The 19,064-nt window shown below is 68.6% G+C and carries 13 protein-coding genes and 1 pseudogene; 5 read left to right on the top strand and 9 right to left on the bottom strand.

Annotated features, from left to right (window positions below):
* The 3 genes and pseudogenes from D7V80_RS32395 to D7V80_RS32385 all read right to left on the bottom strand — a co-directional run.
* Positions 1–267: pseudogene (locus tag D7V80_RS32395) on the bottom strand (DUF3592 domain-containing protein); the annotation flags it as partial.
* A 136-nt stretch (positions 268–403) separates the two neighbouring features.
* A complete protein-coding gene (locus D7V80_RS32390; protein ID WP_120591795.1) occupies positions 404–1,501 on the bottom strand; it encodes a pectin acetylesterase-family hydrolase in 1,098 nt (365 codons plus the stop codon).
* 49 nt (positions 1,502–1,550) lie between these two features.
* Positions 1,551–2,468 carry a universal stress protein gene (locus D7V80_RS32385; RefSeq protein WP_120591794.1) on the bottom strand — a complete coding sequence of 306 codons (918 nt, stop codon included), beginning with the start codon at positions 2,466–2,468 and terminating at the stop codon, positions 1,551–1,553.
* Between the two features lie 627 nt (positions 2,469–3,095).
* Between D7V80_RS32385 and D7V80_RS32380 the strand changes: the two genes are divergently transcribed.
* Both D7V80_RS32380 and D7V80_RS32375 read left to right on the top strand, forming a co-directional pair.
* Positions 3,096–4,187: an AHH domain-containing protein gene (locus tag D7V80_RS32380; RefSeq protein WP_370452574.1), complete on the top strand. Its 1,092-nt coding sequence runs from the start codon at positions 3,096–3,098 to the stop codon at positions 4,185–4,187.
* 12 nt (positions 4,188–4,199) lie between these two features.
* Positions 4,200–4,790, top strand: a complete 591-nt coding sequence (locus D7V80_RS32375) for an imm11 family protein (RefSeq protein WP_120591792.1) — start codon at positions 4,200–4,202, stop codon at positions 4,788–4,790.
* Positions 4,791–4,828: 38 nt separating this feature from the next.
* Here D7V80_RS32375 and D7V80_RS42370 read toward each other — a convergent pair whose 3' ends face one another.
* The 4 genes from D7V80_RS42370 to D7V80_RS32355 form a co-directional block, all read right to left on the bottom strand.
* Positions 4,829–7,090 (bottom strand): hypothetical protein, encoded by a 2,262-nt coding sequence (locus D7V80_RS42370; protein ID WP_199738910.1) that lies wholly within the window; start codon positions 7,088–7,090, stop codon positions 4,829–4,831.
* Positions 7,091–7,230: 140 nt separating this feature from the next.
* Positions 7,231–8,379, bottom strand: coding sequence for a DNRLRE domain-containing protein (locus D7V80_RS32365; protein WP_120591791.1), 1,149 nt, complete (start codon positions 8,377–8,379; stop codon positions 7,231–7,233).
* 199 nt (positions 8,380–8,578) lie between these two features.
* A complete protein-coding gene (locus tag D7V80_RS32360) occupies positions 8,579–9,496 on the bottom strand; it encodes a DUF2381 family protein (protein WP_120591790.1) in 918 nt (305 codons plus the stop codon).
* A gap of 24 nt (positions 9,497–9,520) precedes the next feature.
* Positions 9,521–11,353 carry a serine/threonine-protein kinase gene (locus tag D7V80_RS32355; protein WP_120591789.1) on the bottom strand — a complete coding sequence of 611 codons (1,833 nt, stop codon included), beginning with the start codon at positions 11,351–11,353 and terminating at the stop codon, positions 9,521–9,523.
* Positions 11,354–11,489: 136 nt separating this feature from the next.
* Here D7V80_RS32355 and D7V80_RS32350 point away from each other — a divergent pair, with 136 nt between their 5' ends.
* Positions 11,490–11,849 (top strand): helix-turn-helix transcriptional regulator, encoded by a 360-nt coding sequence (locus D7V80_RS32350; protein WP_120591788.1) that lies wholly within the window; start codon positions 11,490–11,492, stop codon positions 11,847–11,849.
* Between the two features lie 6 nt (positions 11,850–11,855).
* Here D7V80_RS32350 and D7V80_RS32345 read toward each other — a convergent pair whose 3' ends face one another.
* Positions 11,856–13,022 carry a serine/threonine-protein kinase gene (locus tag D7V80_RS32345; protein WP_120591787.1) on the bottom strand — a complete coding sequence of 389 codons (1,167 nt, stop codon included), beginning with the start codon at positions 13,020–13,022 and terminating at the stop codon, positions 11,856–11,858.
* 291 nt (positions 13,023–13,313) lie between these two features.
* Here D7V80_RS32345 and D7V80_RS32340 point away from each other — a divergent pair, with 291 nt between their 5' ends.
* A complete protein-coding gene (locus D7V80_RS32340; RefSeq protein WP_120591786.1) occupies positions 13,314–14,789 on the top strand; it encodes a hypothetical protein in 1,476 nt (491 codons plus the stop codon).
* Between the two features lie 21 nt (positions 14,790–14,810).
* Here the strand turns inward: D7V80_RS32340 and mutS are convergent, their stop codons facing one another.
* Positions 14,811–17,579 (bottom strand): DNA mismatch repair protein MutS, encoded by a 2,769-nt coding sequence (mutS, locus tag D7V80_RS32335; protein ID WP_120591785.1) that lies wholly within the window; start codon positions 17,577–17,579, stop codon positions 14,811–14,813.
* Positions 17,580–17,730: 151 nt separating this feature from the next.
* Between mutS and nhaA the strand changes: the two genes are divergently transcribed.
* On the top strand, positions 17,731–19,064 hold a 1,334-nt coding region (gene nhaA, locus D7V80_RS32330; RefSeq protein WP_120591796.1), incomplete at its 3' end, for a Na+/H+ antiporter NhaA.

The following is a 19,064-nucleotide window of genomic DNA, read 5'->3' as shown; positions in this document are numbered from 1 at the left end:
CGTGTAGAGGACGTCCAGCGTGCCCTCGGCGTCTTCGTGCTGGCTCGGAGGGGGCGCGTGGCTCGCGCCCACCACCGCGTCCACCAGCTCCGCGCGGGACGTGAAGCGCTGCTCCTCCACGAAGTAGCTGCCGACGTAGCTGGCGCCCAGGCCCAGCACGGCGATGATCGCCAGGCCCAGCACCACCCCTCGCACCAGCCGCGCCACGGCCCCAGGCACCTGGGCGAGTCGGACACCGCGGGGGGCATGGGGGATGGCGAGCTGCATGGCGGGCGCGGAGCCTACTTCACGACCGGTGCTCGTGCTGCATTCGTGCCCGCGTCAGCGATTCAGCCGCTCCAGGAAGCCGAAGCGAACCCGAGGCGGCCATCGGCGGATGGGGAACGGCGGAACCACACTCTGCTCAGGGGCCAGCGTGCTCCCAGGCCGGGTCCTCCGCCGCGAACTGCTGGAGCCACCCGCGCACGGTGAGTCCCGCGCCGTTCGCGGCGTCCGGATGGGAGAGGAGCACGTGGGGATTGCCCGGCAGGTAGAAGGTCTTCACGTTCGGCGCCGCGGACGCGCGGGCCGCCTCCAGGCCGGACTGCACCTGCGCGCCCTCCAGTCCGAAGTAGAGGGAGATGGTGCCGTCCTGGAGATACCCCAGCATCCCGTAGCGCCGGGGCGCGGTGAGCAGCCGCGCGGACGCGTCCAGCACCGCCGACATGCGCGCGTCGCACCCGGTACAGCCAGGTGGGAACTCCAGGCCCCAGGTCGCACGCATCGTGCCGTAGCGGCCGTCCCCCTGCGTGTCGATGACGAGCCCTGAATCATTCAGCACGTCCACCCGCGCCCAGGGCAAGGCCTTCTGCACGCGCCACGCATGGAACGTCGCCCCGTAGCCGCCCGCGCTGATGCCGGTGAGCCAGACGCGATCCGCCTGAGGGAAGGTCGGCTGGAGCCGGCGCAGGTACGCATCCATGTTCCGGGCGCCGACGTGTTCGACGTTCTTGGGGCCGAACCAGTCATACGTGTGGATGCGGGTGCCCGCGTGGAGGTCGCCCGTGCAATAGGGGATGTAGACGAAGCTCGCGTCGCGGAAGGGATTGCGGACGTCGTCACGGTCGAAGAGCACCGAAAGGTTCGGCGCGCGCGCCTCGGCCAGCACGGGATCCGCGCCCATCGTGTCGGTGATGTGGGTGGCCGCGCCCAACGCGCAGGCGGCGGCCTCCCAGCACGCGCCACCGCCCGCGAGGAAGATGACGACCCGCTTGGAACGGTCCGTGAGGTTGACGGCCATGCCCGTGGACGTCCCGTTCGCGCAGTGGGCGTCAGGAACGGGCACGAACGTCCAGGACTCACGGGGCGCGTCGATGGGGGCGCCCGCGTCCACCGTGTAGGGGATGGACGGGAGGTCGTAGTCACCGGCTCCCGCGTCCGGCACCCCACCGCTGTCTCCGGGAGGATTCGCGCAGGCGGAAAGGGCCAGGATACCCAGGAGCGTCACGAGGCGGGTCTGCATGTCTATTCAATAACACACATGCCAGGCGTGGCCTCGCCCCCCTCCAGACTCAAGGCCCCGCGGCGCCATCCGTGGCTGGGGGCCGGACCACGAGGACGTCGCAGCCGGCCTCGCGAATCACATCCGTCGCCACGCTCCCGAGCAGGATGCGAGACAGGCCGGAGCGCGCCTGGGTGCCGAGCGCGAGCAGGTCCGCCCGGTGCCGGCGCGCCTCCTTCAGGATGATGGAGTACGGGCTGCCGTGCTCGAGGGCCTGACGGTAATGCAGGCCCAGGGCGTCCAGGTGCCGGTGAATCGGGCGCAGCTCTCGCAGCGCCGAGTCCTTGAACCGCTCCCGGTACCGCGCGCGCTCCTCAAGCGTCAGTCCGGGGAAGACCATGTACTCCAGCGGCGACTCATAGGCGTGGACGAGCCGCAGCGGAGTGCGCGGCTCCAGCAGGGCGGGCAGGAAGTCCACGACGCGCAACGACGTCTCCTCGGCGTCCACGGCCACCAGGGGGCGGCGGTACCGGTCCTCCACGAGCCCGTGGACCACGAGCACCGGGGGCAGGCCGTACCGGATGACGTGCTCGGCGGTGGAGCCCAGGAAGAGGTCCCGGACGGGCCGTCGGCCATGCCGGCCCAGGACGATCAGGTCCGAGCCAGCCGTCTGGGCCAGGCGCTCGAGGGTGGGAGCAGGCTTCCCGAACACAAGCCGCGCCTCGACGGAGGCGTTGGAGCCCGCGTCGTGGATCGAGGCGTGGAGCTCCTGCGCGACGACCGCCAGCGTCCTGGCGGCCCGCTCCCGGGCCTGCTCCACGAACTCCCTGGGCGCCCGTCCCGGCAGTGCGTGCACCAGGGTGACGGCGGCCCCCGGGGCGAGCGGCAGGCGGGCGGTCCGATGCACGGCGCGCGCTCCGGCGGGTGAAAAGTCGGTGGCAACGAGCACCGTCCGGAGGAGCGGCAGCGGCTTTTGCGTGGGGGTCATTCCGTAGGATAGGCAACCGCTGCCCGAGCCGCGCCAGGAAGCATCGCCCCACGTCCGGGAGCCCTACCCTCCGCTCGCCAGCACGCTGTCGTGGACGGCCGCGCCCGCGCGGTTCAGAAGCGTGCGCTGTTCCGCGCGCAGCTGCGACGCGGCCTCGTACTCCTGCCTGGCCACGATGCCCCAGCCAGGTCCAGCGCGGCTCCGACGGCGCGCAGGCCACCGCGAGCCGAACGGGGCGTACCGTTTCAGTCCGGAACACCCAACAGCTCTGTCTGATATTGCTCAACCTCGCCTGAGCGCCGAACTACCGATGAACGGGGACGAGCGTCAGGAGAGCTCCGCATGCCGCCACGATGGTCAATTCACCTGCTGCTCTTGATGCTTGTCGGGTGCGGTAGCGCGACAAGAACGGTTCGTCTGGACACGGGCCAGGGCAAGCCCATCACTTTTACTTCGCGCTCTAGTGGCGTGAGGCCAGTGGAGTTGGACAAGGACGACTTCGAGAAGGCCGTGGCGAAGTTGGGCCAAGACGTGTCCTGGTCCGCGAGGCTGCGCTCGGACCCCCAACGGCAGTTCTGGTTCTCCGCGAATGATGCATATGCAGGCGCACGAGGACGCCCCCGTCTCGTGAATGCTGCCTTGGGGCAGGAGTCGAACAACAACGACCTCGCATCGGCCAAGTCATGGAGGCCCGTGGCGGATTCAGAACTCACGAGCGCCTACAGCCGCTGGTGCGAGCGGACGCAGCGCACCCGAGACTGCCTTCGTCTGCTGGAGGGCGGCCCCATTCTTGGCCCAGAGGCCAGGCGCACCCTGGCGCTCCAATTCGCCATGGGCTCGGTGATGGACGAGACCCGGCAAGCGCTGGGAGCAATGGTGGATCCAGTTGCGGTGCGGAACACCATCACTGCCGCCATGGCCATGTACCTTGGCCTCTGGTTGCTTCCCGAACCGGTCAGCAAGGGCGTAGCCGCCACTCTGACGGCATGCCTCATTGCATACCTGGGAGTGGATACAGTTTGGAATCTCATCGCAGGGTGGCGGCAGCTTGCCGCGGACGTAGCAGTCGCCACGACCTTCGACGAAGTACGCACGGCTGGTGACAAGTACGGCAAGGTGATGGGCGAAAACGCGGCGCGTGTCTTCGTCATGCTCGCGACCGCCGCCATTGGAAGCACTTCCGGGCTGGCGGCCAAGGCATCGGGGCTGCCGGGTTCGGTTCAGGCGGCGCGGCTGGCTGAGGCTCAGGGAGGTTTCCGGTTTACGGCAATCTCGGAAGTGGGCTCGGTGGCGATACCCGCCGAGGGGGCCATCACCATCACACTGGCTCCGGGTGCGCTGGCCATGACCGCAGGAGGGCCGGGCGCCGGTAGCACACTCAAGGTGGACGCTGACGGCCCCTGGCACCACATCGCTTCAGACAAGTTCAGCACGTCCACCAACAATGGGGGACCCTGGACACCCAGGTACCAGGAAATCTTCGACCGAGCGGGCATGTCTCTCGACGATGCGACGAACCAGGTCCGCGTTCCGGGCCACAGGGGGCCACACCCGAGGAAGTACCATGAGGAGGTCTACGAGCGGCTGGACGAAGCGACAGCGACCTGCAAGAGCATTGAGCGTTGCCGGGAAGCGCTGACCAGGATCCTCGGGGTGTTGGCGCGCGAGCTCTCAGAACCAGGGACCAGGCTCAACCGGCTGGTAACCCGAATCGAATGACGGAATTGCCTCATGCCGACGCGGTTCTTCAAATTGAATGATGATGTGTACCTCTCCGGCAGGTGGGAATTGGGGCATCCGCTCGATCAGGAAGGCCGGAAGCTCGATGATCCGTGGCAGTTCAGGATCGGGCAGCGGGCGCCCGTGGATGAGCGCATCAGGATCCCCATCAAGATCGCTGGAAGACCGCTCGATTTTTCCCACGCGGCATTCAGCATCCCGATCGTCCATGCTCGGGTGGCTTCCCTCTTCACCGAGGTGGCACCCAACGACGTACAACTCATTCCGGTGGAGATTGACGGCCAGCCCGCTCAACACTTCATCCTCAACGCGACCCGGTTGGTGAAGTGCATCGACGACGCTGCGTGCGAGGAGGTGCGCTACTGGACCCCGGAGGACGGGATGCCTGAAAAGGTGGGGACGTACTCCTCGGTGTCTGGGATGCGCATCGACACAGCGAAGGTGGAGGGCGCCAAGGTCTTCCGCACCTGGGGCTGGACCGTGGCCCTGATCGTTTCCGAGAACCTCAAGGACGCTCTGGCACACGCAGGCACCACCGGCGTGAAGTTCACGGACGTCACCGGCCCAGCTGTTGACGGGTGAGGAGCGAGCTCCATTCTCGCCCCTCATTCACGCCCGTGTCAGCGCTTCAGCCGCTCCAGGAAGATGGCCGCGTTGCGAGGCCCCAGGCCGTCGTAGGAGCCCAGGCGGTTGCCCACCTCCCGCAGGAAGTGGATCCACTGGTCCTTCTTCGACAGGTCTGGCGGCACGGTGATGCCCACGGTGTTGTACGGGTAGTTGCGCACCAGCTCCGCGAACTTGTTCAGCGCGTCCGGGTGGCCCTTGGCGGTCACGTTGCCGGCACCGCCAATCGCGAGGAGCATCCGGTATCGCTGGTCTGGCGTGAGGCCGAAGTCGTTGGCCACCTTGTCCAGTTGGGGCAGCGTGGACGCCGCGCCGGGGAAGAAGTCCGGGAACGTCTTGCCCAGCTGGAGCACCTGGTCGCGCGTCCACCCGGTGGACTTCACCAGCGACTCCACCTGCTCCGGCGACGAGTACCGCTCCAGGTGGGTGACCTGCTCCGCGTCGGCCCCCGCGCGGGTCAGCAGCGTGCGCTGCTCCGCGCGCAACTGGGACGCGGCCTCGTACTCCTGCCGGGACAGGATGCTCATACTGACCAGCTCTCCGATGAGGTAGACCGCCGCGCCCGCCGCCGCCAGCGGGACGCCCACGCCCGTGGAGCCCATGGCGATCAGCGCCCCGCCGACGATGCCCATCGCGTCCCCGGCGATGGACATGCCCGTGCCCGCGTTGCCCTGCCCCGCAGCGATCTCCTTGCCCTGCACCACCAGGTCCAGCGCGGCCCCGAAGGCGCCCAGGCCTCCCGCGAACCGCGTGGCCACCAGCGCTCCGCCGGACTTGTTCACCGCGCTCAGCGCGGTGCTCGTGAGGCTGGCCATCTGCTGCGCGGTGAAGGTCCCCGCCCACAGCGTGCCCAGGGGATCCTTCGCCGCCGCGGAGTGCTTCGTCTGGAGGACGCCCAGCACCAGCCCCGCCGCCGCGAAGGGCGTGCCCCACGGTGACGAGCGGGACTCCATCTGCTGCAACGTCTTCAAGCCCTTCTGTGGATTGCCGCCCGCCAGATCCCGCAGGCCCGAGAGCCCCGTGCGCATCGCCTGCGGAAGGCTGTTGACCTGCAGGTCCGCCTTCGCGCCGCCCAGCTGCTGCGCCAGGTAGCCTTCGACCAGCAGCTTCTGGATTTCGTCCACCGCCTGCGTCGGCGTGGCGTTGGGGAACTTCTCGTAGAAGCTCACCAGCGCGCCGGACACGGCCTTCTCGCGCACGGTGTCCAGCGGCAGCGACTTCATGAAGGGCGCGAACGCGGAGCCGGGCGCCTCCATCTTCGCGGCCCACTTGAGCGCCTCGCCCGCGCTCTTCGACTGGGCCAGCGCGGTGTACGCGGCCTGGATGGACCGGGCATGCGCGGAGCCATCCGGCCCCCGCAGCGCCTGCTCCAGTTGGGGCGCGTTCTTCGCGAGCGTGGTCTCCAGCGCCTTCGCCTTCTCGTCGAAGCGCGCGTAGTCCTTCCCGTGCAGCTTGCGGAACTCCTCGATGTACGCGCGCTGCTGGTTGTCGGTGAGGTACGGCCCGAAGGACGCGATGTCCCCCGCGAGCCGCTGCTCCAGCGCGTTGCGCTCCGCCAGGGCCCCCGTGTACGCCTGCTCGGCGGCGTGCACCTGGGACACCGCGGTGTCCAGCTTCGCGTCCACGGCCGCGCCCGCGCTGCCCAGGCAGGACACCAGCACGTCGCGGTCCGCGGGCAGCAGGTGGCCCCGCTTCGCCGCCGCCTCCAGCGCGGGCTTCATCGTCGTGGGGCTCCCCTGCCTCGCCACCGCCTCCAGCGCGCAGTCCGCCACCCGCAGCGTGCCCACGGAGGTGATGCCCGGAGGGCGCGGCGGCGGGTTGGGCACCGCCTCCTTCACGCCATGGGCGAAGTCCTTGCTCAGCGCGTCCTCCAGCGTGCGCGCGGGCGTGGCCTGCAACAAATCCATCAGCTTCGCCTGGAGCGCGGGGTTGCCCGCCGCCTTCTCCAGCGCCGCGTTCGCCGCGCCGGTGAGGTTGCGCGCCTGCGAGTACCCCTGCGTCAGCAGCGTCCACGCCTCCGCCACGTTCACGGTGGACGCGCTGTCCCCCACCGCTTGCGTGGACGAAACACCGCTCGAAGCCATCGTGCTGTATCCCAGCAGGTCCGGTCCCTTGCGCGGTGGAGCCGGCACGAACGCGTCCTGCGGCTCGGGCGGCGGAGGTGGCGGAGGCGGGGGCGGAGCAGCCGGCTCCGGCTCCCACGTCGTGCCCACCTGCGAAACGCCAGACGACGACCCTGCACTCGAAATGGTGCTCATGCGGTGCCCTCCCCCAGGGCGAACGGACGGAAGCACCGTTGTGGAAACAGCCCCCTCGCTTCCGTCCTGATTCCATTATCGAACGAGGACGGAAGCGATTGCGTGGGGGCGCCCTGCCCTTCAGGACAGGACCCGCGGCCTTACGGCAGGTACGTCACCTCCAGCTTGGGATGCTTCGACGCATCCGGGGACTCACGCGAGTAGTAGCTCGTGAGGTAGTTCGGGCTGGAGAGCCGGAAGGAGATGCGCCGGTCGGTGGCATCCGAGGCTGCCTGGAGCACGGGGATGAAGTTCGGATCCTCCGTGACGCCCACCTGGTCGAAGTTCGGCATGATGGTGGGGTACCAGAGCCACCACCAACCCAGGGGGGAGCCGGTGGCCGCGGGCTGGTTGTTGTACGTGATGCTGTACTCACCCCAGCTGTTGTCCGGCACCAGGTACGTGTAGACGTTGCCATCGCCATAAGGAGACCGGCCCCAGAACGACGTGGCGGACAGCTTCACGGACTGGATGGTCGACCCTGCGGGGATGCTCGCCAGGTTGAAGCGCAGGAAGATCTTCTGCTCGGCATCGCCGTAGATGATCAGCTCCTGCGAGCTTCCGTAGTTCCAGTCGGACTCCCCCCAGTAACTGCGGTGGACGTTGGCATCCGCCTCCGGCTCCAACACCGTGGTGACGGGCACCAACTCATAGGTGAGCGTCAACGCCGGACGTTGGGCCGCGTTGCTGTACTCCCGCGAGCGGTACCGCGTCTTGTAGCCCGGCGAGTGCAGCCGGAAGCTCACCTGCTTGTCGCCGGCCAGTTCGCCCTGCACGATGGGGATGAGCGCGGCATGGGAGTTGACGCCCAGCTTGTCCATGACCGTGTAGTCGTACCAGAGGAACCACGCCCCCTCCGTACTCGTGGCGGGAGTGGGCCGGTTGTTCCAGGTGATGCCCATCTCCTGCCACGAGTCATCCGCGACGAAGGACGTGTACACGTTGCCGTCGCCCCCGTAGGCGTAGCCGTCGTAGGCCAGCGCGCTGAGGCTTGCGGCCGTGATGACCGCGTTCACGGGCAGGCTGCTCAAGTCGAAGCGCAGGTAGGCCTCGGAGAACTCCCGGTTCACGATGAGCGTCCCATGGTTTCCGAAATTCGAATCGGGCACGCCGGGCGAGACGTAGGAATCCGCGACGGGCGTGAGCGTCACCGTCGTGGAGGCCAGCACCAGCGACGGGGCCGACAGCGCGGCCACCGCCAGCAGGGTTGTTACAGAGGATGAAGACGGAAGTCTGAAGCGACTCATCATGTCTGCCTTTTTCCATGCGGAGAGCAGTCATTGCTCTCAAGCTCACGGACCGGGCAGACAGAAGGTGTATTCAGCTCAATTCAAGGTCTGCTTCAGCTGCACCAGCACGGCGTCATCCGGTCAAGGGATGCGGTCCGAAGTGACTCCAACTCCTCCGCGTGCGCGGGAGGCGCGGGCGGAGCTGCTGGGAGCCGGGCGCTCAGGGAAACGTCACGTTCCCCAGCGTGATGCTCCGGGGCCCATCCGCTTCCCAGAGCTTGAGCGAGAACGGTCCTTGGGCCGTGGCCGCAGGAGCCTCGGCCTCTACAATCACGCGTCCTTCGGGGCCTCCTGGCAGGATTGGCATTGCTTGCCACACGCGCAGGACCTTCAACTCCTGGCCAGACCTGCCTTTGAGCGTCGCCCCCTCCGCGGTCCACGGAAGCGTTCCGATCTTCACCCCAATCCTGACATCCACTGCCACCAACTTGCTGGAGCGATAGCTGTTGATGGCCGTCGCTCCCAATCCACCGGCTGCCGTCTTCCCTACAGCCCTTGTCAGGACCTGCCCCGTCACACCACCCGGATCCAATGCGTCATGGATGAGGATTCCCGTCAATCCACCCGGCACCTCATGGTCAGACACCATTCGCGTCAGCTCCTCCTTGCAACGAAGGAGTTCCGCGCGTGCATCCCTGATTTCCTGCTGGTACGTCTCAACCGTCCGCTGTTCCCGGTAGACCTCGATGGTGGCCTCCGCTTTCGCGGGATGCACCTTCAGCGAGAACACCGCGGTCGCTGGCGCCGCACCGTTCCGGAAGCGCACCAGCAGCTTGAACCGTTCGCCCGGTGTCGCGCTCGCGGTGGGCATGAGCCTGAGAGTGGCCTGCCCCACGTCCACGAGCGAAAAGCGTTGTCGGCCTTCCAGCTCAATGCCCTCCCGCTGCAACTCCGAGTCGAAGAGAAGCATCGTGGAAAGACCCGGGCTGATCATGACTTCACTGATGACCTCAGCTCCCTCGGGCCTCAATTCGATGCGCCGCGAACCTGGCACTGAAGACGAAACGTCTGGCTGCGCGACCGCCGCGGTCCCAAGGAGATGTAGTCCCAAGAGAACGGCCCGTGATGAAGGAGGCACTCGACAATCTTTCCGTTGGAAGCGCTATTCGAACTCAGCAACCGCCTTCACATAGCCAATCGTCCAGATACGAGCCCGAGAGGGCGAGTCATCGCCTGGCTCTCGCGCCATCCCCCTCGGCCCCTCCTCGGCATGGACGTCAAAGCAGACAGGAAAACTGTCGCCCTGCGGCGTCGTCGCCCAGGTGAGGCGAACATAGACACGGTCACGCATGATGCTCCGCCCCGACAAGGCGGTCTTGCCCGGCAGGCCCTTCCCTCCGCCAATGATGTGGACTTCAACAGGGCCCTCGCCAATGGAGACGACCCGGGGATCTTCCGGTGCGAAGCGCACCGGCGTCTTGTCCCCGATGTCCAGCCCCCACTTCGCCATGGCCTTCACCGCGCCAATCGGACACGGCTCCGGCGGCGGAGGCTGGCGCACCTGCGGTCCAGGACACGCGAGCGCCGTGCAAGCGGCCGCCGCGCTCACCGCACGGGCCATGGCACCTACGCCCTTCTTCGTGGGCTTCAAGGGGAGCTGAAGAGGCTGCGTGTTTTTCGGCGGCGTCGTCACGGTGGCTGAATCCTCCTGGAGCGTCGCGGAGAGAGCGACGGCCGCGGCGGTGGCCTCCGGCTCTATGGGAGCTGCGGCGCGGCCAGCTTGAGGCGACTTACCGGAAGCCGCTACTTCCTGACGGACCGGTGCGCCCCCCACGATTCGGGAAGGCCAGAACATCAGCGTTGCCCCCGCCGCCAGCAGCACCAGGACCAATGCAACCAACGTCCAGCGCCACGAACGCCCATGGGGTTTCGGCGCCACCTTCACGGTGGTTCGGGGGACGGTCGTCGCGGCTTCGGCGGCGGGCGGCGGTCCTGCCCCCGGCGCCCGCCTGCCCCGGCGAGGCCGGTACAGCGGTGCATGCAGCCACCTGTCCTCGCTGTCCCTGCTCCCTTCCGTCGTCGCGGTGTCCTCCCCGTAGGCATCGCAGAGCGGCACGTCCCATGTCGCATCCGCGTCCGCCAGCACCCGCTCCAGCTCCGTCACGGCAGCCAGGGCGCTCAGCGTGCGCGTCTCCGGCGTTTTCTCCAGGAGGCGCATGCACACGTCGCTCAGCGCGCGGGGCACCCGTGCGTTCTCCCCGTGCGGCGGCACCGGCTCACGGGTCATGACGGCGTCGATGTAGCTGGGGTCGTCCGCCTCATCGAAAGGTTTGCGCGCCGTCAGCAGCGTGTAGAGGACCAGGCCCAGCGCCCACAGGTCGTCCGAGGGCGCTGCTGCGTACCGGGCGCCGGGCACATGGACATGCCGCCGGAAGAAGCTCCACGCCTCCGGGGAGCGGTACTCCGGCGTCCCCGGCGGAAGGATGTCCACCGTCAGGCCCCGCGCGCCCTCGTAGTCTCCAATGCCGAAGTCCACCAGCTTGGCCACTCCGTCCGAGGCCCGCACCATGACGTTGGCTTCCTTGACGTCCCGGTGCAGCACTCCCACCGCGTGCGAGGCCGCCAGCGCCCGCGCGACGTCCAGCGCCACGCCCGCCACCTGCCGCGCCGAGGGGTTCTCCTCGTCCGCCCAGGCATCCAGCCGGCGCCCGTCCACGCACTCCATGACGATGACGCCGAATTGCGGCGCTCCCGACGGCCACAGGCCATATCCCTGAAGTCCCACCACGTTGGGGTGGTGCAGCTTCAAGAGAATGGAGACCTCTCGCTCCACCCGCTCACCCACGCGGGGCAGGTGTAGCAGCTTCAAGGCGAAGGGCTGTCCCGCGTTGCGCGCGAGGTACACCGTGCCAAAGCCACCCTGCCCCAGCTGGCATTCCACCGTGTAGCCCAGCACCTCGGCCCCGGGCGGCAGGATGGCGGGCGGCGGCCTCATGGCGTCCTTCCTCGGGGACTTCGGGCCACTCGCATGCGACGCCCTCCCTGCGCGGGCGCGCGGCCCGGTGTCGTCTGATACATCTCGATCGGCATCTGGGACGTCCAGGTGCGCAACCTACTCCCGAGCCGGTCCCATGAACGAAGAGCTGGCCATCACCATCGGCAGGATCGCCCGCGCCGCCCGCGAAGGGCAGGGCCTGACGCAAGCCGAGGTGGGCCCCCGCGTCGGCCTTCTCTCCACCGTCTACAGCCGCCTGGAGCGCGGGAAGATGCTGCCCAGCGTCCCGACGCTCTACCGGTTGTGCACGGAGCTGAAGGTGTCCCCGGAAGACATGCTGGGTCTCACCCCCCTGGTGCGAGGTCGCAAGGGCCAGCGCCCACGCCCCCGCGAGGACGAGACCCCCGCCCTGAGGCGGCTGCTCTACCTCGCGCGCAAGCTGGACGCGGAGAAGCTGGAGGCACTCCTCCACGTCGCCACCGTCCTGACCCGCTGAAGGCGGCTACTTCCGCGGAGGCAGGCCTCCGAACTCGTGCTCCTCCAGCCCTTCAGGGAAGAGGCCACCCTCGCCGAACTCCACCACGTCCCGAAGGCAGCTGCCCTCGGCCAGCACGGTCGCCACCTCCTCGGACGCCTCGTGGCGTCCATAGCCCGGGTGCCGTTTCGCCAACGCGGTCCGGAGCGCGCCGCCCAGGTCCGCCGCCGTGGCGAAGCGCTCCGTCGGGTCGGCGCGCAGGGCCGTGTGCAGCAGCGCCTTCACGTCCGGCGAGAGCCCCGCTACCGCCGCCTCGACGTCCGCCGGGCTGAAGCGGGCGAGCAGGATGCGCATCTGCGTCAGCGGTAGGGAGGGGAGGATCTCAATCCGCAAGGGCGCCAGGCCCGTGGAAGCGAAGCGCACGTCCTGCACGTCGAAGAGGTGCTTGCCGGTGAGCAACTCCACCAGCAGCACGCCCAGGCTGAAGACGTCGGAGCGTGGCGACAGCGGCTGCTTCTCCAGGTACTCGGGCGAGGCATAGGCCACGTCCCCCCGGACGAGGCTCATGGGCGACTCCTCGCGCCCCACCATCACCGAGTACGCCGCACCAAAGTTCGTCAGCTTCACGCCGCCGTGCGCACCCACGTAGACGTGCCGGGGATTGACGTCGCGGTGGATGATGCCGAGCAGCCTGCCCTCCCCGTCCGTCAGCGAGTGAGCATGGTGCAGCGCCTCCGCGAGCTCCGCGCCCACGTAGAGGCCAAAGGCCTCGGAGACAGGCCTGCCACGCGCAACCCCGGCACTGACCAGCGTCTCCAGTGAAGGCCCATCCACGTGCTCCATGACGACGTGCAGGAAATCCTCGTGCACCTTCCGGAAGTAGACCTGGGCGATGCCGGGATGGTTGAGGCGGAAGGCCAGCTGCACTTCCTCCACCAGTCGCTTGCGGCGCAGAGAGGTGGAAGGATTGGGCAGCCGGCGCACGAAGCAGAGGCCCGACACCGTGTTGTCCGCTTCCTGACGCCGACGGGCCAACATCAGCCGTTCCCCCGTCTGCATCCGCATCAGCTCGCGGACGGCCTCGTACCGGATGCCCTCGACGGAGAAGAGGAAGCGCGGCGCCTCGGGCGTCGGCGGAGGCATGCGACGCGCGGGCCGGATGCTGCCTCCGTAGTCGGGGGTAGACGGGGTCATGACTCCTCCGGGCATGAACAGGTGCGCGAGCGCGCCACCCAGAAAGTCTCTATCAACAAGCCCTTAAAAGTCTAGCCAACATGACCTTTCAGGTTCACCAGGAGGTGCGGTGCCGCCGTCGACAATCTTCTCGCGTTCGTCCCATTCAGGGGGCAACAGGCATTGAAGCGCTGGGAGGAAGGGACCTGGGCGCTCGACCCGGAATCGCGCACCCCGAATGGAGGGCCTGTGTTCACGCCCCACAGGGCATTTGGCAGACTTGTCCCCTCCACGCCTCCTGGAGCCGCGCCCATGCCCCGCAAGCTCGCCTTCGAATTCGTCTCCACCAAGGTCCAGAACCAGCCGGCGGTGCAGGAGCTGCAGCGCATCATCGAGAAGGAGCGCGGCAACAAGAGCATGGTCAAGGAGGCGATGGAGTACCGCTTCCACCGGGAGCTGGAGGTGGCGGGTGACAACAACGTGAAGCAGCACCAGGCGGAGAGACGGTACATCGAGGCTCGCCGCGAGGAGGCCGGGTGGGACTTCGACACGCTGATGCTGCGGATCCGGACCATCCGCGCGAAGTTCAGCCTCAGCATCATCACGGAGGCCCAGCGCGTCGACATCGATGACGCGGACGGGGACACCATCCTGCGGATCTACATCGGGGAGGCCCGGTTCAAGGTCGTCAGCTCGGGTCCCGAGCAGTCTGTCTTCAAGGCGCGCGGCTCCGACAAGGCCTATGTGCTGGACGACGCCGGGGAGCGGCTCTCCCGCTATGTGCTGCGCTTCATCACCCACGAGGAGCGCAACCGGCTGGCCGCCCGCAACGGCTACATCCTCACCGGCACGGAGAGCCGGCCCGAGGACCGGGTCCTCGTCCCGCGCCACATGGGACTCAATCCCACGCAACACGAGCTCACCCAGTACGACATCACCAGTGAGCCCACGGAGCCCCTGACCCGCCGCCAGCACGAGTTCCTGTTGAACCGCACCGGCACGCAGCGCCTGCTGCCCATCACCAAGACGCGCCACCCCCTGCGCAGCAACAAGTTCTTCCCCTTCGTCGAATTCGGGGACCTCTACTACCTGCACAAGGCCCGCCCGGGCTCGAACGCGCCGGACACCTACGGCCTGGGGGGCGGCATGGTCCTGTTGGATCTGGCGGAGCTGCCTTCCTCCGCCATCCGGGCGCAGTACTCGGGCAAGGCCGTGAAGGAGTACGAGGGCTTCGGGCGCAAGAAGGTGGAGGAGCGCCAGTCAACGGAGCGGAGCCACGAGCTGGAGCGGGCGGAGATCAGCGCGATCCGCAACCGGGAGATCCACATCGGACCGGACGTCCCGGACAGCGCCATCATCGCCTGGAGCCCTGGACCCCACGAGGACCGCTGGCGCCCCCTCAGGGACGTGTCCCCGACGCTGGAGAGCCTCCATGCGCCGAGCACGACGTTCTACACCGACACGCGGCAGCCCGCGGTCACGCTCCACCGGAGCATCCAGCTCCCCTGGGGGATGGCGATGGGCCTGAAGTCGACCTTCGGCCACCCCACGCGCGAGGCACTCACCGATCCTGTCAGCCTCACCCCGAATGAGCAGATCTTCTTCGACTACCTGGTGAAGAACAGGGGCCTCAAGTTCGCGGACCTCTCAAAGAAGGACCGCATCACGAAGGCCCTGAATATCAGCTACGAGGAGGCCTCCGCCGCGTACGAGAGCCTCATCAAAATGGGCGCCGTGGAGGGCGACACGAAAACGAGGCGGGCCATGCCCAAGAGGCGGCCCCGCTGAGGGCCGCCCGGGCCCACCCGCTCAGCCCAGCGTCTGCTTCAGCTTCGCCAGCAGGTTGAGCGCGTCCAGCGGCGTCATCCGGTCGATGGAGGCAGCCCGGAGTGACTCCAGCACCTCCGCGTGCGCGGGAGGCACGGGCGGCGCGGCCACGGGCGCCGGCTGCGGCGCGCCCCCGAACAATCCCAGCTGCCCCGCGTTCGCCGGAGCCGCGCGCTTCGTGGAGCGCACCGCCACGCGGGGGCGGCCCGCGTCGTCCAGCTCGCCGGACTCCAGGTTCTGGAGCAGCTCGCGGGCACGCGACACCACCTCCGGCGGCAGGCCCGCGAGCTTCGCGACCTCGATGCCGTAGGAGCGGCTGGCTCCGCCAGGAATCAGCTTGCGCAGGAAGATGACCTTGCCGCCCTGCTCCTTCACGGCGATGCACAGGTTCTTCACCCGGGGCCGCTCGCGCGCCAGGTCCACCAGCTCGTGGTAGTGCGTGGCGAAGAGCGAGCGCGCGCCCACCTTGTCGTGGATGTGCTCCGCCACCGCCCACGCGATGGAGAGACCGTCGAACGTGGACGTGCCACGGCCAATCTCATCCAGGATGACCAGGCTCTTGTTCGTGGCGTGATGGAGGATGTGGCTCGTCTCCGTCATCTCCACCATGAACGTGGACTGCCCGCGCGCCAGGTTGTCCGCCGCGCCCACGCGCGTGAAGATGCGGTCGCACAGGCCGATGCGCGCTGACTTCGCCAGCACGAACGATCCCGCCTGCGCCATCAGCGCCGTGAGCGCCACCTGCCGCATCACCGTGCTCTTGCCCGCCATGTTCGGGCCGGTGATGACCAAGAGCTGCGCGTCCTCCGGATCCAACCGCACGTCGTTGGGGACGAAGGACTCGCCCGCGCCCAGCATCCGCTCCACCACCGGGTGCCGGCCGCCCGTGATCGTCAGCCCTTCCCCTGCGTCCACCTGGGGCCGCGTGTAGCCGTACTCCGCCGCGCACCGGGCAAACGACACCAGCGCGTCCGCCGTGGCCACCGCCTCCGCCGCGGAACGGATGCGCGGCGCCGCGGCGATGACCTTCGCGCGCAGCTCCTCGAACAGCTGGAGCTCCAGCACCACGCGGCGCTCCTCCGCGGTGAGGACCTTCTCCTCGTACTCCTTCAGCTCCTCGGTGACGAAGCGCTCCGCGCCCACCGTGGTCTGCTTGCGGATGTAGTCCTTGGGCACCGCGTGGAGGTTCGCCTTCGTCACCTCCAAGTAGTAGCCGAACACCTTGTTGTAGCGGATCTTCAGCGAGGAGATGCCCGTGCGGTCCTTCTCCCGCTGCTCCAGCTTGAGCAGGTAGTCCTTGCCGGTGGTGGACAGCGCCACCAGGTCGTCCAGCTCCGCGTGGTAGCCCTGCCGGATGAAGCCGCCGTCGCGGATGACCACCGGCGGCTCGTCCGTCACCGCGCGCATCAGCAGGTCCGCCAGCTCCGGCAGCGCGCCCAGCGGCCCGGACAGCGACTTCAAGAGCCCCGCGTCACACCGCGCGAGCGCCGCGCCCAGCTTCGGCAGCTGCGTCAGCGACAGCCCCAGCGCGCGCAAGTCGCGTGCGTTGCCCGCGCCCAGCGACAGCCGGCCGCACAGCCGCTCCAGGTCGCCCACCTCCTTGAGCGTGGCCACCAGCTCCTCGCGCCACACGCTCTTGCCGGACAGCTCCTCCACCGCGTCCAGCCGCGCTTCGATCTCCGGCAGCGAGCACAGCGGCGCGGACAGCCAGCGCGCCAGCTTGCGCGCGCCCAGGCCCGTGGCCGTCCTGTCCAGCACGCCCAGCAGCGACCCCTTGCGGCCGCCGTCGCGCAGGCTCTTGAGGACCTCCAGGTTGCCCCGCGAGGACTCGTCCATCACCAGGCAGCCCGCGCGCTCCTGGCGCGACAGCCGGTCCACGTGCGCCGCGGGCGTCTTCTGCGTGTCCTTGAGGTAGCGCAGCGCGGCCCCGGCCGCCCCGGTCGCCAGCGGCGAGCCATCCAGCCCGAACGCGGACAGCGACCGCACGTTGAAGTGCGAGCGCAGGAACGCGGCGGCCCGGGTGGGCTCGAAGGCCGCGCCCTCGCCTTCCGCCACGGCCGGCACGCGCGACAGCCGCTGGCACACCTGCACCACCTCCGGCGCGTCCCGCATGCCCTGCGGCACCAGGAGCTCGCGCGGCTCCACGCGCGACAGGCCCTCCACCAGCTCCGACAGGCCCTGCGCCTCGAAGGTGTAGAACTCGCCGGTGGACGCCTCCAGGAGCGCCGCGCCGAAGCCCGCCTCACCCCAGCACACGGCCGCGAGGAAGTTGCTGGCCTGCGGCTCCAGCACCTCGTCGTCCAGCACCATGCCGGGGGTGATGACCCGCGTGACTTCCCGCTGCACGATGCCCGGCCCCGCGCCCGGCTCCGTCACCTGTTCGCAGATGGCGACCTTGAGGCCGTGCTCCACCAGCTTCGCGATGTAACGGCGCGAGGAGTGATACGGCACCCCGCACATGGGGATCTTGTCCGCGCCCTTGGCCCGGGCCGTGAGGGTGATCTGGAGCAGCTCCGAGGCCTTCACCGCGTCCTCGAAGAACATCTCGTAGAAGTCACCCAGCCGGAAGAAGAGCACCGTGTCCGGATGGAGCGCCTTCACCTCCAGGTACTGGCGCATCATCGGGGTCAGGGAAGCGATCTCCCGCGCACCCGCGGGCGCCTCACCCGTTCCGACTTCCGGGGTCGTGTCCTCGTCGGGCAGCACCACGTCCGCCGCCTTGCCTGTCTTCGTCTGCTGCGTCACCGCCATCCCCGACCTTCTCTCACGACCTTACCCCTGGATCAACGAACCGGATTCCCTACCTGGCGCGTATGCCTACCACCGCCGTCCGACATTTCGGCAGGCGCCCTTCCGAAAACGGTTTGCTGGCCCTCCGCCCCCCGGCAGGCTGTCCTCCGACATGGCGACCTCTCCTCAGACAACGAACCGTCCCCCCGTCCCCGCCCTGTTCAAGGTGGCCCTGGCCCCCGTGCAGGCGTTCTTCCGGCTGGAGGCCAGCAGCGGCATCCTCCTGGCGCTCTGCGCGGTGGTCGCGCTCGCCTGGGCCAACTCCCCCTGGGGCTCCACCTACGCCGCCGTCTTCGACGCGCCCCTGCACCTGGAGATCGTGGGCCACGGCGGGCACTTCACCTTCCGTGAGTTCATCAACGACGGCTTGATGACGCTCTTCTTCTTCCTCGTGGGGATGGAGATCAAACGCGAGCTGGCCGCCGGCGAGCTGCGGACGTTCTCCCGCGCGCTGCTGCCGCTCATCGCCGCGCTGGGTGGCATGGTGATCCCCGCCGGGCTCTACCTCTTCTTCACCTGGGGCACGCCCGCGCAGAACGGCTGGGCCATCCCCATGGCCACCGACATCGCGTTCGCCATCGGCTGCCTCACGCTGGTGAAGGCGCGCGTGAGCCAGGGGCTGGTGGTGTTCCTCACCGCGCTCGCCATCTTCGACGACATCGGCGGCATCCTCGTCATCGCGCTCTTCTATGGGACGGGCCTGCACGTGGAGTGGCTCGCGGTGGGCGCGGTCCTGGTCGCGGTGCTCTGGGGGCTCAACCGCTTCTATGTGCGCAACGGGCTGGCCTATGCCGTCGTGGGCGCGGCGCTCTGGTACGCCATGCACCACGGCGGCATCCACGCCACGCTGTCCGGCGTGGTGCTGGGCCTGTGCATCCCCGCGCTGCCCACCCGGCCGGGCCGCGAGGTGCTGGAGGAGCTGGCGGAGTACATCCGGGGGCTGGTGTCCCGGCCGGACGACGAGGGCGCGCGGAGCGCGCAGCTGCTCCACATCGAGGAGGCGCTGGAGGACATCGAGCCGCCGCTCAACCGCTTCGTGCACCTGTGGCATGGCTACGTGGCCTACGGCATCGTGCCGCTGTTCGCGCTGGCCAACTCCGGCGTGGACGTGTCCGGGATGTCGCTGTCGGACCTGCTCAAGCCCCTGCCGCTGGGCATCATCATGGGCCTCTTCGTGGGCAAGCAGGTGGGCATCTTCCTGTTCACCCTCGCGGCGGTGCGGGCGGGGGTGTCCCCGCTGCCCACGGGCGGCAGTGTCGCGCAGCTGCACGGGGTGGCGGTGGTGGCCGGCATCGGCTTCACGGTGGCCCTCTTCGTGGCCGGGCTGGCCTTCGTCGGACAGCCAGCCCTGCTGGCGGAGGCCAAGCTGGGCATCCTGGTGGGCTCCCTGCTCTCCGCCGTCGTGGGCTACGTCCTCTTGCGCTACGTGGCCCACCCGCCCCAGGC

It is taken from the genome of Corallococcus sp. CA054B (assembly GCF_003611625.1).
GTDB lineage: Bacteria > Myxococcota > Myxococcia > Myxococcales > Myxococcaceae > Corallococcus > Corallococcus coralloides.
Note: the sequence above shows the minus strand (reverse complement) of the source record. Positions and strands in the feature narration are given on the sequence as shown.